The following is a 16,208-nucleotide window of genomic DNA, read 5'->3' as shown; positions in this document are numbered from 1 at the left end:
CGCCGATTCCGCCGCACCACCGCGCAGAAGTCCCGGGAGCCGCCCATGACGTCGTCCGCACCCCGCGCCGCCTCGGCCACCGAACGGCCGGCCCAGCGAGCGGCGCTGCGCCGCCTCGGCGAGTGGTGCGCGCGCCACTGGGTGACCGTCATCGTGCTGTGGATCGTCGCCCTGGCCGGAGTCCAGGCCGCCAACAAGACGGTCGGCGGCGCCTACTCGGACGACTTCTCGCTCCCCGGCACACAGGCGCAGCAGGGCCGGGACGTCCTCGCGGCCCACGAGCCGGCCGCGGCGGGCACCAGCTCCCAGGTGGTGCTGCACGACCCGGCCCAGCTGTCCGGCTTCCAGCCGCAGATCGCCCAGGCCGTCGCCTCGCTCCAGCAGGTGCCGCACGTGCTGTCGGTGCAGAGCCCGCTGCCGCCGCCCGGACAGAGCGCCCCGCCCGGGGGGCCGCTGTCCACCGACGGGCTGACGGGGTACATCACCGTCCGCTTCGACACCAACCCGACCCTGCTCGGCACCGATTACCTGCCCGGCGTGGACGCCGCCGTCCAGCCGCTGCGGCAGGCCGGGGTCCAGGTGGAGTACGGCGGTCCGCTGGGCGAGCTGGCGCGGCCGGCGCCGGACGACCGCGCGAGCGAGGCGATCGGCTTCGCGGTCGCGATCGTCGTGCTGCTGGTGGGCTTCGGCAGCGCGATCGCGGCCGGGCTGCCGCTACTGACGGCCCTGTTCGCGGCGGTGGTCGGTCTCGGGGTGCTGGGGCTGATCGCCGCGCTGTCCACGTTCGCGACCGTCGCGCCGACGCTCGCAACGATGATCGGGATCGGCGTCGGCATCGACTACGCGCTGTTCCTGCTCACCCGTCACCGGCAGAACCTGATGGACGGGGTGGACCCGGTCGCCTCCGCCGGACAGGCGGTGGCCACCAGCGGCCGGGCGGTGCTCGTCTCCGGCTGCACCGTGATCGTCGCCCTGTCCGGGCTGTCGGTGTCGGGCATCTCGTTCATCGCCAAGCTCGGGGCCGCCGCGGCCGTCACGGTCGTGTCGGCGGTGCTCGGCGCGCTCACCCTGCTGCCCGCCCTGATGGGCGTGATCGGGCGCCGGATGGACCGCTTCACCGTCCGCGACCCGGTCGCCGAGGCCGGCGGCGACGACACGGACGGGTCCTGGCACCGCTACGCCCGGCGGGTCGAGGCGCGCCCCTGGAGGTACCTGATCGCCGGGGCGGTCACCCTCGCCGTGCTGTCGATCCCGCTGTTCTCCATCCAGCTCGGGCACATCGACGACAGTGCCGACTCCCCCGACTTCACAGACCGGCGCGCCTACGACCTCATGTCCCAGGCCTTCGGCCCGGGCTCGAACGGCCCGCTCACGGCCGTCGTCGACCAGAGCGCCGTGCCCGCCGGGAGCCGGCCGACCGTCCAGAGCGCCGTGCAGCAGGCCCTCACCAACCTGCCCGGCGCCGCCGGCACCGCCCCGCTGCAGCTGAGCCCGGACGGCGCCGTCCTGTTCGCCACCGTCATCCCGGCCTCCGCTCCCCAGGACCGGGCCACCACCGACCTCGTCAACCACCTCTCCGACACCGTCCTGCCGGACGCGGTGGCCGGCACCGGCGCGAAGACCTACGTCACCGGCAACACCGCGGCCCAGGTCGACTTCCTGGACATCGTGTCGCGCCGGCTGATCCTGATCATCGCCGTGGTCGTCGGCCTCGCCTTCCTGATCATCCTCGCGGTCTTCCGCGGCCTGCTCGTCGCTGTCAAGGCCGCCGTGCTCAACCTGCTCTCGATCGCGGCCTCCTACGGCGTCGTGGTCGCGGTCTTCCAGTGGGGCTGGGGCGGGCCGGCGCTCGGCGTCTCGGGCAAGGTCCCGATCGAGAGCTACGTGCCGATGATGATGTTCGCGATCGTCTTCGGGCTGAGCATGGACTACGAGATCTTCCTGCTCTCGCGCGTCCACGAGGCCTGGCTGCGCACCGGCCGCAGCCAGGACGCCGTTGCCCACGCGCTGGAGATCACCGCCCGGGTGATCAGCTGCGCCGCGCTGATCATGGTGAGCGTCTTCGCGGCGTTCATCGTCAGCGACAACATCGTGATCAAGATGATGGGCCTCGGACTGGCCGTCAGCGTCCTCGTGGATGCCACCATCGTCCGGCTGCTGCTCGTCCCGGCCGTCATGACGCTGCTCGGCCCGGCGGCCTGGTGGACCCCGCGCTTCCTGGACCGGATCCTGCCGCACATCGACACCGAGGGCGAGGGCGAGAAGCCCTGATACGGCAATCCTCCGGCCCCATTGCCTCACTCCCGCGCATCATCTGCGCTGGTCATGGTGGAGACGCCTGAGCCGAACCCGGGCCCCGCCTCAGCCACTCAGGACACTCAGGACAGGCCTTCGGCGACGGCGTGCGCGGCGGCGAGATCGCCGGCGTCGGGGCGGGTCCTGTTGATCCCGCCGACGAGCCGGAAGGGGAGCCAGGTGTCGAAGCCACGGCAGGCGAAGGTGCCGGCCACCGCGAAGCCCTTCCGTTCGAGGTCGACATGTCCGGGCCAGGTCCCACCGGCTGGATGTGCGGCGGTGGCATGGAGCGATCAGATTTGGTCAACGACCCCACGGACAACGGCCAGTGCCAGGATGACGTCGTGCGCGCCCGCGTCCGAGGCGGCGTCCATATCATGCGGCAAGGCGCCGGTGACCAGGCGGCGTTGCAGCAGTTCCTCGGCGCGCCGCAGGTGCGCGCGGACGGTGGCCGGGTTCAGGCCGAGTGCCTCGGCCGCGGCCTCGACGTTGGCATTGGCCGCACTCCAGGCGGTCAGTGTCCTGAGCAACGGCCTTCGGTCGGCGCGCAGCGGTTCGAGGAAGTGCTCGACCCAGCGGCGTACATCGTCGGTCTGCAGGATCCGTCCGATGCTGGTGGGTTCGGCGGTGCGCCCTGCTCGCGTTCTGAGTTCGAGTTCGAGTGCGAGGCTGAGGACGGCTCGCTGGACGATGTCCTGAAGGTCGGCGCCGACGAGCCCGGCTGCCTCGCTGAGTCGGCGGGCGACCGTGTTGCGGTGGGTTCCCAGGCTTCTGCCTACCGCGGCGGGGGTGAGGTCCAGGCCCAGGCGCAGCGTGGTCAGGAGCCGCTCGCGGCGGTCCTCGGGCAGGTTCAGGAGCGGGGCCATGTATGTCAGGGCCCAGGCGTCGGCGCGGGCGTCGAGGATGTGGGCCAGCGGGACTGTGGTGGTGTACATGTGGACCCGGGCCGGGACGCGTTGGGCGACGGTCAGCGCGCGGCTGGCGTCGGCGCGGGCCTGTTCGGTGTCGGCCAGCTGGTGGGTGCCGCTGCCGCCGAGGTAGCGCTGCGGGGACTCCTGGACGACGGCGGTGAGAGCGGGCGTGACGTCGTCCTGCGGGCAGGGGTGCGGTGCGAGGACGATCACCTGGTCGTGGGAAGCCGGGCAGGCGATGACGAGGGCGCTGGTCCCGACTGCCTGCTGGCACTCCTGGATGATGGCGGAGCGGTCGGCGTCGCGGGCCTTGAGGTTATGTAGGTCTACCAGTTCTGTCCGTTGTCCGTTGTCCGTTGTCCGTTGTGCGTTGTGGCGACGCGGCTGGCGATGACGGAGAGTCGGCGGCAAGCCTCGGACGGCTGACCCTCAGTCCAGCGCCGCCAGCGCATCGACCAGCAGCCACCCTTGGCGGGCGCCTCGGCGGAGCAGGACCGAGGCCACGGCGCGCAGTGTCCAGCCAAGGTAGTGCGGAAGGGACTATGACGTGATCTTGCGGTCGCGCGCTGGGCGACGTCCTGGTCATCGACAACGTCGCCGTCGCACACAGGCGCAGGGCGTTCACCGGAAGCCGCCGGGTCCTGGTCGCCATGTCGCGCTGAGGGCACCGACTGAACCGGGATCCCTGTTCCGCCGCCGGTGGACCAGGGATCCCGGTTCGGTCGGTGGCCGAGCAGGGCGTCACTCGGGCGGCGGGACGATCCTCGCCTCATGGGCGGCGATGGCGAGCTGAACCCGGTCGCGCGCATTGAGCTTGACGAGCAGACGCGCCACATGGCTCTTGGTGGTAGCCATGCTGATGTACAGGTGGGCGGAGATCTCGCTGTTGGACATGCCGCGCCCGATCAGGGTCAGGACCTCGAGCTCGCGGTCGGTGATCCCCTCGATGTTCCGTCGGGGCGGTTCGGGAGCCGCTTCCCGGGTGGTGAACTTCGCGATGAGCCGTCGGGTGACGCCCGGAGCGAGCAGGCCGTCACCGGCGGCGACCACCCGGATCGCCGCGAGGATCTCCTCCAGCACCATGTCCTTGACCAGGAACCCGCTGGCGCCGGCGCACAGCGCGGCGTAGACGTTCTCGTCGTCGTCGAAGGTGGTGAGCATGACCACCCCGACCTGCCCGGTTTCCGCCTTGATCCGCCGGGTGGCCTCGATGCCGTCCATGACAGGCATCCGGATGTCCATCACCACGACGTCGGGGTGGAGGTCTCTGGCCAGCTGGACCGCCTCGGCTCCGGTGCCCGCCTCGCCGGCGATCTCGATGTCCGGGGCATCGGAGATGACCATACGCAGGCCGGCACGCACCAGCGGCTGGTCATCGGCGAGTACGACGCTGATTGTCATGCCGGAAGCCTAGCCGTCACCCGGAACCCGCCCTCCGGCCTCGGCCCGGCGCTGAACTGGCCGTGGAGCAACCCGACGCGCTCGCGCATCCCGACGATTCCGTAGCCACTCCCCACGCCGGTGCTCGCGCCGCCGCGCCCGTCGTCGACGACCTCGATGGCGAGCCCGTCCTCCACGTAGTCGACGTTGATGCGGCATGTGGTGGCGCCCGCGTGCCGCAGCACGTTGGTCAGGGACTCCTGGATGATGCGGTAGGCGGACAGGTCGATCTCGGCCGGCACCTGGCGCTTCTCGCCACGCCACCGGATGTCGACGCGCACTCCAGCGTCCCCCGCCACCGCGAGCAGCTTCTCGATGTCCGCCAGACCCGATGCCGGAGCCGTCTGCGCCGCCTCCGCGTCCGCCTCGCGCAGCGCGATCAGCATGCGCCGCAACCCGGCGAGCGTGTCGCGGCTGGTGAACTCGATGGCTTTCAACGCCTCGCGGGCGCCGACCGGTTGGGTCTCGATGACCCGCGCCGCCGCACCGGCCTGGATCGCGATGACACCGACGCTGTGCGCGACCATGTCGTGCAGCTCACGGGCGATCCGCAGCCGCTCGGCCTGGACCGCCTGGGTCGTGGCCTGGGCGCGCAGGGTCTCGGCGTGGTCCTGCCGCAGCCGTATCCAGCTGCCGAGGATCCAGGCGATGAAGGTGATCACCACCCAGTAGGCCGACGGAACCTTGAAGGCGTTCAGCAGATCCGCGCCGGGCCTGTCGGCCATGTTGACGATGCCCCAGGTGATCAGCACGCTGCCCCCGGCCGCGGCCCCGGTGCGCTGCGACTGGGTGAGGGTGACGTAGAAGACCAGGATGACCGCCACCAGCAGGAGCGGCCAGGTCCTCCCCCCATAGACCCACACCCCGACCGTCTCGGCCAGCACGACTCCCAGCACCGGCACCGGCCGCCGGCCGGCCCAACCGATCGGCAGTGCCAGAACGACGGCCGCCGCCACCATGAGCAGGGGGGCGGCGAAGCCTTCGTGCCGCCCCAGGTGGAGCGAGCGCCCGTCCCCGGCGATCCTGCCGAGCAGCACGATCGCGAACGCGGGGACGCTGCACCAGCTCAGGACCGTCAGGGCGTCGGGCAACCACCGCGGCAGTGCGGGGAACTTCGGAGCTCGGGTCACACTGCGATGCTAACCAGGCGATGAGCTGCGGGAATCGGCCCGTGGAACTCATCCTCGCGGCTGAGGCGGCCAGGGCACCGTACGGTCCGCGGGCTGATGTGCGGCAGCCCCGGTCGGCAGCAGCATCCTCTCCGTGATCGAAATCAACGAGCTGACCAAGCGATACGGCGACATCACGGCGGTGGACGGCCTGACGTTCACCGTGCCGCCCGGCCGGGTGACCGGGTTCCTCGGCCCCAACGGCTCGGGCAAGAGCACGACGCTGCGCATGCTGCTGGGGCTGAACACTCCCACCAAGGGCACCGCGACCATCGACGGCCGCCGGTACCGCGACTTCGGCACCGGCCTGCGCCACGTGGGCGCGCTGCTGGACGCCAACGACCTCCACAAGGGGCGCACCGCCAAGGCGCACCTGACGGCGCTGGCCTACAGCAACGGCCTGCCGAAGCGCCGGGTCCAGGAGGCCCTGGAGACGGTGGGTCTGGGCGGGGCGGGCCGACGGCGGATCGGCGGGTTCTCGCTCGGGATGCGCCAGCGCCTGGGCATCGCCACCGCCCTGCTCGGCGACCCGCCGGTCCTGATCTTCGACGAGCCGGTCAACGGCCTCGACCCGGAGGGCATCAGGTGGGCGCGTGAGCTGTTCCGGAGCCTGGCCGCCGAAGGGCGCACCGTCTTCGTCTCCAGCCACATGATGAGCGAGATGGCGAACACCGCCGACCACCTCGTCGTGATCGGTGGTGGCCGGCTGATCGCCGACGAGCCCACCGCGGACTTCGCCGCCCGCGCCACCACCGCCGGCGTCACCGTGCGCACTCCGGACCCGACCGCACTGACCGGGGTCCTGCGGGACGCGGGCGGCACGGTGCTCTCCGAGGGCCCGGATGTCCTGAACGTCACCGGACTGACCGCGACCCACATCAACGAGCTCGCCTTCACCCACCACGTCATGGTCCACGAAGTCACCGCCCACGGTGGAACGTTGGAGGACGCGTTCATGCAGCTGACCGCAGACAGTGTCCAGTACCGCGCCGCAGTCGCGTCCTCGGAGAGGAGTGAGGGCCGATGACCACCCTCGCAGCAGTGCCCACCGCCCGGACCCAGCCTCCTGTCGGGTCACCCGCCAGCTGGCGCGACGTGTTCGGCGCGGAGTGGATCAAGTTCTGGTCGTTGCGCTCGAGCCTCGTCGTGGTCGCCGCCGGCCCCGTGCTGGCCTGCCTCATCGCCTACAAGACGGCCGCCCACACGGCCGACGTCTGGCCGGGCTACCCCGACTCGTTCAAGCAGATCTACGAGGCCGGGCACGACGCCCTCTATCCTCCCTTCTTCGCCCTGCTCATGGCCCTCGCCGGCACGATCGGAGCCCAGACCGTGCTCGGCGAACTGACCAGCGGTCTGATCCGCACCACCTTCATCGCCGTACCGAACCGCAGCCGGGTACTGCTCGCCAAGGTCGGCGTCGTGACCGCCGTACTGACCGTCGTCGGCGTGCTCGTCGCCGTGCTGAGCTGGGCCGCCACCCTGGCCGGCTACTCGGACCGGATCACCGCCTTCTCCTGGACCAGCCCCGGTGTCGGCCGGTTCATGCTGGCCACCGCGCTCGCGTTCCCGCTGTCCGGCCTGATCGGCATGGCCGTCGCCTCGCTCATTCGCCACACCGCGGCCACCGTGTTCGCCCTCTTCTTCTACTTCGTGATGGTGCCGCTGTTCATGGGCGGCTCGTCCACCCTCGACACGATCTTCCACACCGGCCATCTGTTCAGCTTCGTGGTCAACAGTTGGCCCTTCGCCGGATGGATCTTCCTGACCACGATGGGCAACACCGGGAACATCGTCGGCCACCACCCGTCCGCCATCCACGCATGGATCTCGTTCGGCGCCTGGGCAGTCGGCTCGGTCGCCGTGGTCGTGACGGCCTTCCGCTCCCGCGACATCTGACGGCGCTCCACGGCGAACTCACCAAACCGGGCGGGCGAACTCACCAGCACCCTGGGGCGAAACTCACCGCCCCCAGGCGAAACCCCCCGGTGCAGGTCAGGGTCCTGCGCCGAGGGTGAGGCCGGGTCAGGGTCGGCGCCACCAGGAACGGGTGCGCTTCACCTCGGCGGCCGCGGCCTCGGCGGATGGGCTGTCCGCACGCACGGGTAGGGTGCGCCGCATGCTGACGGACGAGAGCATCGAGGACCTGGTCATCCAATGCTGTGAGGGGGACAAGGATGCCGTATGGGAGCTGGCCGACGCGGCGGCTTCCGACCCCGGCCGGGTGGCCCCGCACCATGCACGGCTGATCGCGGCAGGGGTTTTCGGTCGGGGCGAGGTCTACCGGGGCGCGGACGAGGCCACCACCCGGGAACTGGTCCGGCTGGCCGACGCCGCCGACGGCGTCGCGCGCGATGAACTGTTCGACTGCGTGGCCAACACGCACCTGGTCGACGCCGAGACGGCGTTCCGCCGGTGGCAGCTTGCGGAGGACGTCGGCGTCCACACCCGCGACGCCGGATGGGAGCTGTTGCCGTCTGGCACCCGCCGTGACCTGCTTCTCGGCCCCGCCTTCGCGCTAATCCCGGTCGACGCCGAGGACATCGAGGCGCCGAAAGGCGCCGCTGGCGGCCCGGACGGCCTGCCGGTGTTCGGCGCCCCGTCTGGCGAGCACTGCCCCTGGTGCCGGATGGAACTGCACGCCGCCCTCGACCTCCCGCCGGGCTCGGCCGCGGCCCGCGCCCTGGGCCTCACCGGCCCGGACCACGTGCGCGTGCTGTGCTGCCCACGGTGCACCGACTTCGGCACCATCCTCAGCGCCTACGACGGGTCGGGCGGCGCCCGCTGGCTGGAGCACAACGAGCGGCCCTCGTTCAACGGCCCGGCGCTCGACGGCTGGGACCCGTACCCGACCCGACTGGTGCTGGGGCCGGCCCGGCCGCACGGCGGCAGCGGGTCGGCCTGGCACGACGGCGGCTCCGCGCTGGGGGGACACCCTGACTGGATCCAGGACCCGGACCGCCCCGATTGCCCGCTCTGTGGCCGCGCGATGGTCTTCGCCTCCATGAACGGCGGCGCCGACGTCTGGGGCGGCGAAGGCTGCCTCTACGTCTTCGTGGACCTCGACTGCCGTACCGGCGCGGTCCTCTACCAACAGAGCTGACCGGCGGCAGATCGTCTGCCTCTGCAGGTCCTGCAGCGGGGCCGAGGAGGTCTCCGAGTACACGCCTCGTCAGCGCGGCCGGCGCGCCGCACCCTGCAAAGTCTGTCCAGAGGCGCGCCGCGCGCATCCGGCCGCTGCTGGGACTGTCCATCGCTCGAAGAGGTACGCGCCCGCAGCCGGCTCAAGCACATCGACGACCCTGTGGTCGAGGCCGTGTGACGGCGGAAGGCCTTGATCTTCGGGGCGTGCGCCGGGCCGTGGCCGAGGTACGACCGGTGAAGGGGCGGCGCCCCGTTACCGGAAGCGGAAGCGGAGGTTGCCGTCCTGCCTCAACGAGCTGCTGCGCGTGCGCCTTGCCGCCGAGGCCACCGGAACCAGGCTGGTCCTGGCCGCCGTCCCCGCGCAGGCCCGTCGGCTGCTGGAGGCAACCGGCACCGACGAGGTACTCACGATGAGGCCCAGCATCCGCGCCGCCCTCTCAGGTGCCAGCGCCGACTGACGGAACACGCGCCCGGCGTCCCTGGGCGGTCATGGCATCGGGACGGCTTCCAGGCACGGGTGGCGGCCTTCGTAGTCCGCGGGCGCGGACAGCACGGTCGCCACCTCGCCCTCGATCCTCAGCCGCCACTGGCCGGTGGCATCCACCCACACATGTCCGCCGCCCGGCGCGATGCCGTCGCTCAGGTGCACCAGGAACACCGTGGGCCGCTCGTGCGCGCCCGGGCGCCCGGGCATGGTCACCGCATACCGCTGGTGAACTGGCACGTCCACCGCCTCCTCACGGGCACCGCCGGCGGGACACCGGCCGGCGTCCCGGGAGCGGTGCCGGGCCGTCCAGGCGCGGGCCACGCGCCCGTTCACCACGCTCACCTCACCGGGCAGCCACACCTGGCTCCGCCCGCACTCCCGCGTCCTCGAGGGTGAAGGAGTGCAGCAGGGCGGGCGGGACATCCTGGATCGGGGTGGGGTCGTCCTGCCACGCGTGGAGCGGTGTGCGGCCGCCGAGTGGCTGCGGGCGGTGCTCGGTGTTCCACCACCGTACCCAGTCCAGAAGCCGTGCGGTGAACTCGGTGAACGACAGCAGGCCCTCCAGGTCGCCGCGCCGCGCCCGCGGGCGGGTAGTGGTGATGGGGGCGTGGAGGTATCCGGGCTGCGCGACCAGGAACATGTCGACGACGCAGTGGTTGAGGTTCTCCACCGTGCCCTTCAACTCCGGCCTGCGCGCGGGCAGATCCTGTACCGGGACCGCGAGCGCGCCCAGTGCCCGGGTCACCGTGGCGCACAGGAACTCCTTACCGCGGTCGACCCGCACCAGTTCCGGCAGTCCTCCGATCGGCCCGTACGGGCCGCCGCTCTCGTCCCGCGACAAGGCGATCCGCAACGCCGCCAGCACCGCGTCCCGGGACGGCTGGTGCGGGGTGACGGCCGCGCGGTGATGGCGTTCCTCGCGCAGTCGATGAACCACGTCACCCACGGACGCACCGTCTGCCCGTCCAGCTCGACCTCGACAGGCAGGTGCTTGTGATCGCCCTCCCAGCACGCGTTACGCCACTTCACCGGACGGGCCAGATGCACATCGTGCGCCCGCCTGGCTCCCTCCCCGCCCTTGAGCGCGGCACGCTGACCCGCGTTCAGATCCCGGCGCACCGCCCGCTGGAACGTCGCCAACGACGGCACGCCCACTCCCCCACCACCCCCGGTGCCCTGCGGCCGGCTCACCGCCGATGACGCCCGAAACCGCATTCCGATGACACCCAGCAGGACTATCTGGTACAAGCCGGACATGCCATCGGCGCTAAGGAAACCGCACCATCCTGACCAGGAAGAACGTCATCCCGATGACGCCGAAAGCTGCACAAAACTGACGCACGACCAGCCACCACCGCTACCGAGCAGCAGAAACCCACCACTACTCCACGACAGAGAGCTGCCGCACCTGACGACAAATAAGTGCACCTTCACAGGTGTGCGCGGTGCCCTGCGAGCGGTGGGCGCGCAGCTCGGTGATCCGGCCGACCACCCGGGGCGTCGTGGGCCGCCAGGGCGCGCAGGACCCGCCAGATCGTACGGAACGAGGACGCTTCGATCTCGGCGTCGGCCTCGGCCTTCACGGCCTCGCCGGCGTCATGGACCTCGGCCGGATGGGCGGTGGCGGTGTCGTCGCCGACCTCCGGCGTGGGGAGGTAGACGGGGATGATGATCCAGCTGACTTTGCCCTGGCGGTAGGACTGGCGCAGCGCCCGGCCGACCGCCTGGACGATGTCGATGACTGAGCTCTTGGGGTCGGCGAAGACGATGGCGTCGACGGCGGCGACGTCGATGCCCTCTGAGAGGAGGCGGGAGTTGCAGATGATGCAGCACTCCTCGCCTTCTTCGGCGATCTGCAGGGCCAGGCGCAGCAGTTCCTCGTTGGTGCGCTGGGAGCGGAGGTCGGCGACGGCCGGCAGGCGCAGGATTTCGCGCAGGTCCTCATCGGTGACGACGGGGACCAGGACGCGGCAGTCGGCAAGGTAACCGTGTTCGATGCCCTGCCTGAGGGTCCAGGTGAACACGGTTTTGCCGTAGATGCGCTCGTCGTCCATCGAGCAGATGACGGTGCCTTCGGCGACGTCGACCACCTCGCGCGGGACGCGGCCCTCGTCGACGATCCGGGGCGTGGCGGTGAAGTACAGCCGGCGCTTCTCGGGAACCTGGTCGTCCGCGTGGACGGCGGGCCACGGCTTGCCGTCCGAGCCCGCGGTTCGGTGGGCCTCATCCACGACGACCAGGTCCCAGGCGGGCAGGCCGTGCAGCCGGTGGGCCTGGACGATCCGCTCCAGGCTGGCGTAGGTGGCATACACGGTGACCGGCTCGCCCGGCTTCTCCTTGGCCACCAGGTCGGCGATGCGCGGGGCCTGCGTGCTCACCTGGGCGTGGACGCGGCCGCCGGCCTCCCGCACTCTCCAACGCCTCCTCCGCGAACACGCCGCCGGCGGCGAGGTAGGCGAGCAGGCGCCGGTAGGAGCGGTTCCAGTCCGGCTCCACGCGCCACAGCGCATCCAGGGCGGTCGGCTGAGCGGAGGAGGGCGTCGGACGCGGACATGCGAGAGCGCAGGAAGTCGGCCGGGCCGACTTCCTGCGCTGCGCCCGTTGTGGGTGGGTTACTGCTGCGAAGCACGCCGCCGGCTGATCCGCGTGGCCGCCGCGCCGGCCGCGAGGAACGCGGCGGAGAGGCCGAGCAGGACGGGCGTCTTCGGGGCGCCCGTATGGGCCAGCTCGCCGTGGGGCTGGTGTCCGGCCTGGTGCTCCTCGCCCTCACCGTGGTGGCCGGGCTTCACCTCGTGGTTGCCGTGGTGGGCCGGCTTGTGGGCCGGCCGTTCCTCGATCTCCTCCGCGACGAACTTGATCTTGCTCAGGTTGAGGGAGGTGTTCTTGGCGTTGTTCTGCGCGGAGTTGTTCGAGTTGCTGGTGGCGCTGCTGGCGGCGGAGTTGTTGGCGCTGTTGTTGAGGTCGTTGGTGACGCTGTTCTGCACGATGACGGTCACGTGGACGTCCTGGTCCTGACCCTGGTCCTGGGCCTGGTCCTGGGCCTGGTCCTGGTCCTGGTGCTGCTCCTGGCCGCCGGGCTTGCCGTGCTCCTCGGGCTTACCGTGTTCCTCGGGCTTGCCGTGCTCGCCTGGCTTGCCCCCGTGCTCGCAGGGCTTGCAGTGCTCGTTGTGCTCGCACTTCTCCTCATGCTTGCAGTGCTCGTTGTGGTGGCAGTGCTCGCCGTGTTCACAGTGCTCGCCATGCTCGGCGGGGATGCCGGGGATGCCGGGGATGCCGTGTTCGGCGGGGACGCCGGGAACGCCGGGCAGGCAGAAGAACTCGCCGAGGCCGTGGCCGGCGAGGTGGCCGTCGTGCCCGGGCTCGTGGAGGCAGTTCTTGCTGCCGTTCGCTCCCATGTCCATGGGAAGCGTCGACGGCGCCTGCCCCGCCAGCCGCTCGCCCTCGGTGCCCTGCTCGTCGGGCTGGGCCGCGTCATCCGGCTGCGCGGTGCCGGGCTCCTGGCCGTCTGCCAGGGCCATCTCGGGCCCGGTGTCACCGTCGATTCGGGGGGACGGGTGGACGGCCTGCGTCGGCCGGAAAGCGCTGCCGCTGGTGAAGCTCCTGGCGCCGTCCGCCGAGGTGCCACCCTCGGCCAGGCGCAGAAGACTGTCGACCCATTCGCCCCGGGCCTCCGTCGAGGCGGAAACCGCGTTGTGGTCGGCGACGGGCGAAGCGTAGGCCGCACCGCCGGCGCCCCAGACGAGGGCGGCCGACGCCAGCCCTGACAGGACCAGGGTGGTGATTCGAGTTCGCATGACGCTCCTGGATGATCCGCAAAACGGATCTCCTGGATACGCTCCTTTACCACCGAATCGCGGCACGCGTCGCCGAGAATTAACTACACCGGCCCAACGAATTACCGCGCGTTGACGAACGTTGTCCACGCATCTCGTGAATCGCCCCGGGTTCGGGGGACTCGATTTCGTGTAAGGATTCGAGTCATGGCACGTCCTTCCTCCTACCCTCCTGAGCTGCGCCGCCGTGCGGTGCGCATGGTCGCCAAGGTCCTCGGCGACTACCCGAACGAGTCGGCCGCGCTGCGGGCCGTCGCGGAGAAACCAGGTGTGAACGATCAGCGATTTCCCCACTTCTAAGGCTTCGTGCTCACGAAATTGACCAGGGTCGCGGTCACGAGTCCCAAGCGATTTCCCCCACTTCTAAGGCTTCGTGCTCACGAAATTGACCAGGGTCGCGGTCACGAGTCCCCAATGGGACCCTGACCGCGGCGAAGGCCTCGAATACCCCAAATCAGGTGGTTTGACCTGGATCGGTCGGCGCCGGCCTTCTCGGTCAGCTCCGGCAGCGAACCCTCCTCCCCGCCGATCGAGCCCCGGCACGTCCAGCACGGGTGCAGCGCGGCGTTGGCCGCGCGAGCCGCCTCCAGCGGTGGTGTCCAGCGGTAGGCCCGGAAGCACATGAGGCCGCCATCCCTGCAGGGGCGGGGGCTTGCTTACCGGCTCAGGCCACAGCTGGACTGCGGCGTTCCACGAGGACGACGTCGCGCCAGCGGCCCAAGTGGCGGCCGAGCCGTTCGCGGGCGCCGACCACCCGGAAGCCGGCCTTGGCGTGCAGGGCGAGGCTGGCGGTGTTCTCGGGGAAGATGCCGGACTGTACGGTCCAGATCCCGGCGGCGTCGGTCGACTTCAGCAGCGCCCCCAGCAGGGCCAGGCCCACACCCCTGCCCCGCACGTCGGGGTGGACGTGGACGGAGTGCTCGACCACCCCGGCGTACGCGCACCGGTCGGAGACCGGCACGACCGCGGCCCAGCCCAGCACCCGGCCGCCTCCGTCGAGGGCGACCAAGCGGCGCTCGGGGAGCCGGGAGGCGTCGAATGCCTCCCAGGTCGGGGCGGTGGTCTCGAAGGTGGCGTCGCCGCCGTCGATGCCGGCCTGGTAGATCGTCAGGACCTGTTCGGCATGCTGTGGAAGCATCGCGGTGACGGTCACCGGGGCGGCGGCCATGCTGCGGCCTGGATGTTGAGCTCGGCGAGCAGGCCGCGGATGCGCTGCTCGATCTGGTCGCGGATCGGGCGTACGGCGTCCACGCCCTGGCCGGCCGGGTCGTCCAGCTTCCAGTCCAGGTAGCGCTTGCCGGGGAAGTACGGGCAGGCGTCGCCGCAGCCCATGGTGATCACCACGTCGGACGCCTCAACCGCTTCGGTGGTGAGCACCTTGGGCACTTCGGCGGAGATGTCGATGCCGACCTCGGCCAGGGCCTCGACCACGGCCGGGTTAACGGTGTCGGCCGGGGCGGAGCCGGCGGAGCGGACCTCGACCCACTCGCCGCCGAGGCGGGTGAGGAAGGCGGCGGCCAGCTGGGAGCGGCCGGCGTTGTGCACGCAGACGAACAGCACGGACGGGACGGCGGGAGCACTCACCGGGTTCTTCCTTCGGGGCGGGAGCGGCGGGGAGGGGTTCAGCGGTCGGAGACGGCGGTGGGGTGGTGCTCGCCGTGCGGGACCACGACGTCCTCGGCGGCGGCCGCGGCGAAGCGGCCGAACAGCACCGCGACCAGCACGACGCCGACCACCAGGCCCACGAGCTGGGCGGCGACGAACGGCAGCACCGAGCCGGGCGCGATGCCCGCGAAGGTGTCCGTGAAGGCGCGCCCGATCGTGACCGCCGGGTTGGCGAAACTGGTGGAGGAGGTGAACCAGTAGGCAGCACCGATGTAGGAGGCGACCGCGACCGGGGAGAAGTGCGCGCGGCCGGTCCGGGCCAGACCGAAGATCAGCAGCACCAGGCCGGCGGTGGCGACGACCTCGCCCAGCCACAGGTGCGGGGCCGACCGGTCATGGGTGGAGAAGCGCACCAGGGGTTCGGCGAACATCGCGTCCGCCAGCACCGCCCCGCCGATCGCGCCCAGGATCTGGGCAGGGACGTAGGCGGCGACCTCCCGCGGGCTCGGGCCCTCGCCCTCGCGGCGCCCGGTCCACCAGGCGGCCAGCGTGACGGCCGGGTTGAAGTGGGCGCCGGAGACCGGGCCGAGCAGGGCGATCAGCACGCCCAGGCCGAACACGGTGGCCAGGGAGTTGGCGAGCAGCTGCACGCCGACGTCCTGGGACAGCTTGGTGGCCTGGATCCCTGAGCCGACCACGACGGCGACCAGGGCGCCGGTCCCGACGAACTCCACCGCCGTGCGGCGGGGAAGCGGCGCCAACTCGGTCATCTCGCCGCCTCCACGGACACGGTGCCGGTCGGGGCTTGCAGAAGCGCGGACAGCTTGGCCAGGGCCGCGGGCAGCACCCAGTAGTAGACCCACGTGCCGCGGCGCTCGGAGCCGACCAGGCCGGCCTCGCGCAGCACCTTGAGGTGGTGGGAGATGGTCGGCTGGGAGACGTCGAAAGGGCCGGTCAGGTCGCGGCGGCCGAGCTCCTCGCCCTCGGCGAGGAGCACTGTGCAATGCCCCTTGCGCAGCACCGGGGCGCGCGGCGGGGTTGTCCCGCGCTGCACCGGATGTGCGGCGAGGGCCGCCTTGCTGTACGGGGGCAGCACGGCCGGTGCGGCAAGGGTGCCGTTGCCGCACCCGCGGCCGGTCGGGGGTCTCAGCCGGTCCGCGCGAGGGCTTGGCCGGCCCATGTGACGAACGCGGACCGCTGGATGCTCTGGTCGTGCTCGGCCTGGGCGATGTCCCGTCGCTGCGCGTCGGTGGTCGAGTCGGTGATCCCGAGACGCTCGGTGCGGTGCACCATGTCCGCGCCGAGCCCGACCGCCTTGAGGACGCCG

The 16,208-nt window shown here is 71.3% G+C and carries 20 protein-coding genes; 7 read left to right on the top strand and 13 right to left on the bottom strand.

Going from position 1 to position 16,208, the window contains the following annotated elements; translation table 11 throughout:
- Positions 1 to 45 precede the first annotated feature (45 nt).
- Positions 46 to 2,271, top strand: a complete 2,226-nt coding sequence (locus tag ACPC54_RS39440; protein WP_498972105.1) for an MMPL family transporter — start codon at positions 46 to 48, stop codon at positions 2,269 to 2,271.
- 107 nt (positions 2,272 to 2,378) lie between these two features.
- On the opposite strand, the gene ACPC54_RS39435 is transcribed toward ACPC54_RS39440, so the two are convergent.
- Positions 2,379 to 2,510: a hypothetical protein gene (locus ACPC54_RS39435; RefSeq protein WP_498972103.1), complete on the bottom strand. Its 132-nt coding sequence runs from the start codon at positions 2,508 to 2,510 to the stop codon at positions 2,379 to 2,381.
- Between the two features lie 78 nt (positions 2,511 to 2,588).
- The gene (locus ACPC54_RS39430) at positions 2,589 to 3,419 is read right to left on the bottom strand and encodes a helix-turn-helix domain-containing protein (protein WP_498972101.1); all 831 of its coding nucleotides are present in this window, start codon (positions 3,417 to 3,419) and stop codon (positions 2,589 to 2,591) included.
- A gap of 353 nt (positions 3,420 to 3,772) precedes the next feature.
- Here ACPC54_RS39430 and ACPC54_RS39425 point away from each other — a divergent pair, with 353 nt between their 5' ends.
- Positions 3,773 to 3,868, top strand: coding sequence for a TauD/TfdA family dioxygenase (locus tag ACPC54_RS39425; protein WP_498972152.1), 96 nt, complete (start codon positions 3,773 to 3,775; stop codon positions 3,866 to 3,868).
- A gap of 79 nt (positions 3,869 to 3,947) precedes the next feature.
- Here ACPC54_RS39425 and ACPC54_RS39420 read toward each other — a convergent pair whose 3' ends face one another.
- Together ACPC54_RS39420 and ACPC54_RS39415 are read right to left on the bottom strand one after the other, a co-directional pair.
- Positions 3,948 to 4,607: a response regulator gene (locus ACPC54_RS39420; protein WP_498972099.1), complete on the bottom strand. Its 660-nt coding sequence runs from the start codon at positions 4,605 to 4,607 to the stop codon at positions 3,948 to 3,950.
- Positions 4,604 to 5,776 carry a sensor histidine kinase gene (locus ACPC54_RS39415; RefSeq protein ID WP_498972097.1) on the bottom strand — a complete coding sequence of 391 codons (1,173 nt, stop codon included), beginning with the start codon at positions 5,774 to 5,776 and terminating at the stop codon, positions 4,604 to 4,606. The genes ACPC54_RS39420 and ACPC54_RS39415 overlap by 4 nt, the downstream gene beginning before the upstream one ends.
- Before the next feature lie 133 nt (positions 5,777 to 5,909).
- Between ACPC54_RS39415 and ACPC54_RS39410 the strand changes: the two genes are divergently transcribed.
- The 4 genes from ACPC54_RS39410 to ACPC54_RS39395 all read left to right on the top strand — a co-directional run bounded on the left by ACPC54_RS39410 (position 5,910) and on the right by ACPC54_RS39395 (position 9,414).
- Entirely contained in the window at positions 5,910 to 6,842 is a 933-nt protein-coding gene (locus ACPC54_RS39410) for an ATP-binding cassette domain-containing protein (protein ID WP_498972095.1), read from the top strand.
- Positions 6,839 to 7,711 carry an ABC-2 transporter permease gene (locus tag ACPC54_RS39405; protein ID WP_498972093.1) on the top strand — a complete coding sequence of 291 codons (873 nt, stop codon included), beginning with the start codon at positions 6,839 to 6,841 and terminating at the stop codon, positions 7,709 to 7,711. The genes ACPC54_RS39410 and ACPC54_RS39405 overlap by 4 nt, the downstream gene beginning before the upstream one ends.
- Positions 7,712 to 7,931: 220 nt before the next feature.
- Positions 7,932 to 8,915, top strand: coding sequence for a hypothetical protein (locus ACPC54_RS39400; protein WP_498972091.1), 984 nt, complete (start codon positions 7,932 to 7,934; stop codon positions 8,913 to 8,915).
- Positions 8,916 to 9,231: 316 nt separating this feature from the next.
- The gene (locus tag ACPC54_RS39395; protein ID WP_498972089.1) at positions 9,232 to 9,414 is read left to right on the top strand and encodes an STAS domain-containing protein; all 183 of its coding nucleotides are present in this window, start codon (positions 9,232 to 9,234) and stop codon (positions 9,412 to 9,414) included.
- Positions 9,415 to 9,443: 29 nt separating this feature from the next.
- On the opposite strand, the gene ACPC54_RS39390 is transcribed toward ACPC54_RS39395, so the two are convergent.
- From ACPC54_RS39390 to ACPC54_RS39375, 4 genes are all read right to left on the bottom strand, one after another.
- Entirely contained in the window at positions 9,444 to 9,680 is a 237-nt protein-coding gene (locus ACPC54_RS39390; protein WP_498972087.1) for a DUF6296 family protein, read from the bottom strand.
- 106 nt (positions 9,681 to 9,786) lie between these two features.
- A complete protein-coding gene (locus ACPC54_RS39385; RefSeq protein ID WP_498972085.1) occupies positions 9,787 to 10,389 on the bottom strand; it encodes a TnsB C-terminal domain-containing protein in 603 nt (200 codons plus the stop codon).
- A 484-nt stretch (positions 10,390 to 10,873) separates the two neighbouring features.
- A complete protein-coding gene (locus ACPC54_RS39380) occupies positions 10,874 to 11,854 on the bottom strand; it encodes a helicase-related protein (protein ID WP_498972082.1) in 981 nt (326 codons plus the stop codon).
- Positions 11,855 to 12,055: 201 nt separating this feature from the next.
- Positions 12,056 to 13,237: a hypothetical protein gene (locus ACPC54_RS39375; protein ID WP_498972080.1), complete on the bottom strand. Its 1,182-nt coding sequence runs from the start codon at positions 13,235 to 13,237 to the stop codon at positions 12,056 to 12,058.
- Between the two features lie 186 nt (positions 13,238 to 13,423).
- Here ACPC54_RS39375 and ACPC54_RS39370 point away from each other — a divergent pair, with 186 nt between their 5' ends.
- On the top strand, positions 13,424 to 13,576 hold the full coding sequence (locus ACPC54_RS39370; protein ID WP_498972078.1) for a hypothetical protein: 153 nt from the start codon (positions 13,424 to 13,426) through the stop codon (positions 13,574 to 13,576).
- Between the two features lie 364 nt (positions 13,577 to 13,940).
- Here ACPC54_RS39370 and ACPC54_RS39365 read toward each other — a convergent pair whose 3' ends face one another.
- The 5 genes from ACPC54_RS39365 to ACPC54_RS39345 form a co-directional block, all read right to left on the bottom strand.
- On the bottom strand, positions 13,941 to 14,444 hold the full coding sequence (locus ACPC54_RS39365; RefSeq protein ID WP_498972076.1) for a GNAT family N-acetyltransferase: 504 nt from the start codon (positions 14,442 to 14,444) through the stop codon (positions 13,941 to 13,943).
- Positions 14,426 to 14,860: an arsenate reductase ArsC gene (locus ACPC54_RS39360; RefSeq protein ID WP_498972074.1), complete on the bottom strand. Its 435-nt coding sequence runs from the start codon at positions 14,858 to 14,860 to the stop codon at positions 14,426 to 14,428. Before ACPC54_RS39360 ends, ACPC54_RS39365 begins: the two co-directional genes overlap by 19 nt.
- A gap of 38 nt (positions 14,861 to 14,898) precedes the next feature.
- Positions 14,899 to 15,651, bottom strand: coding sequence for an aquaporin (locus tag ACPC54_RS39355; protein ID WP_498972072.1), 753 nt, complete (start codon positions 15,649 to 15,651; stop codon positions 14,899 to 14,901).
- Positions 15,648 to 15,977, bottom strand: a complete 330-nt coding sequence (locus ACPC54_RS39350; RefSeq protein ID WP_498972070.1) for an ArsR/SmtB family transcription factor — start codon at positions 15,975 to 15,977, stop codon at positions 15,648 to 15,650. Before ACPC54_RS39350 ends, ACPC54_RS39355 begins: the two co-directional genes overlap by 4 nt.
- A 50-nt stretch (positions 15,978 to 16,027) precedes the next feature.
- Positions 16,028 to 16,208, bottom strand: a 181-nt coding sequence (locus ACPC54_RS39345; RefSeq protein ID WP_498972068.1) for a hypothetical protein, incomplete at its 5' end; no start/stop codon positions are given.

This window comes from Kitasatospora sp. NPDC094028 (assembly GCF_049543595.1).
GTDB lineage: Bacteria > Actinomycetota > Actinomycetes > Streptomycetales > Streptomycetaceae > Kitasatospora.
This window is presented reverse-complemented; position numbering and strand designations above follow the sequence as displayed.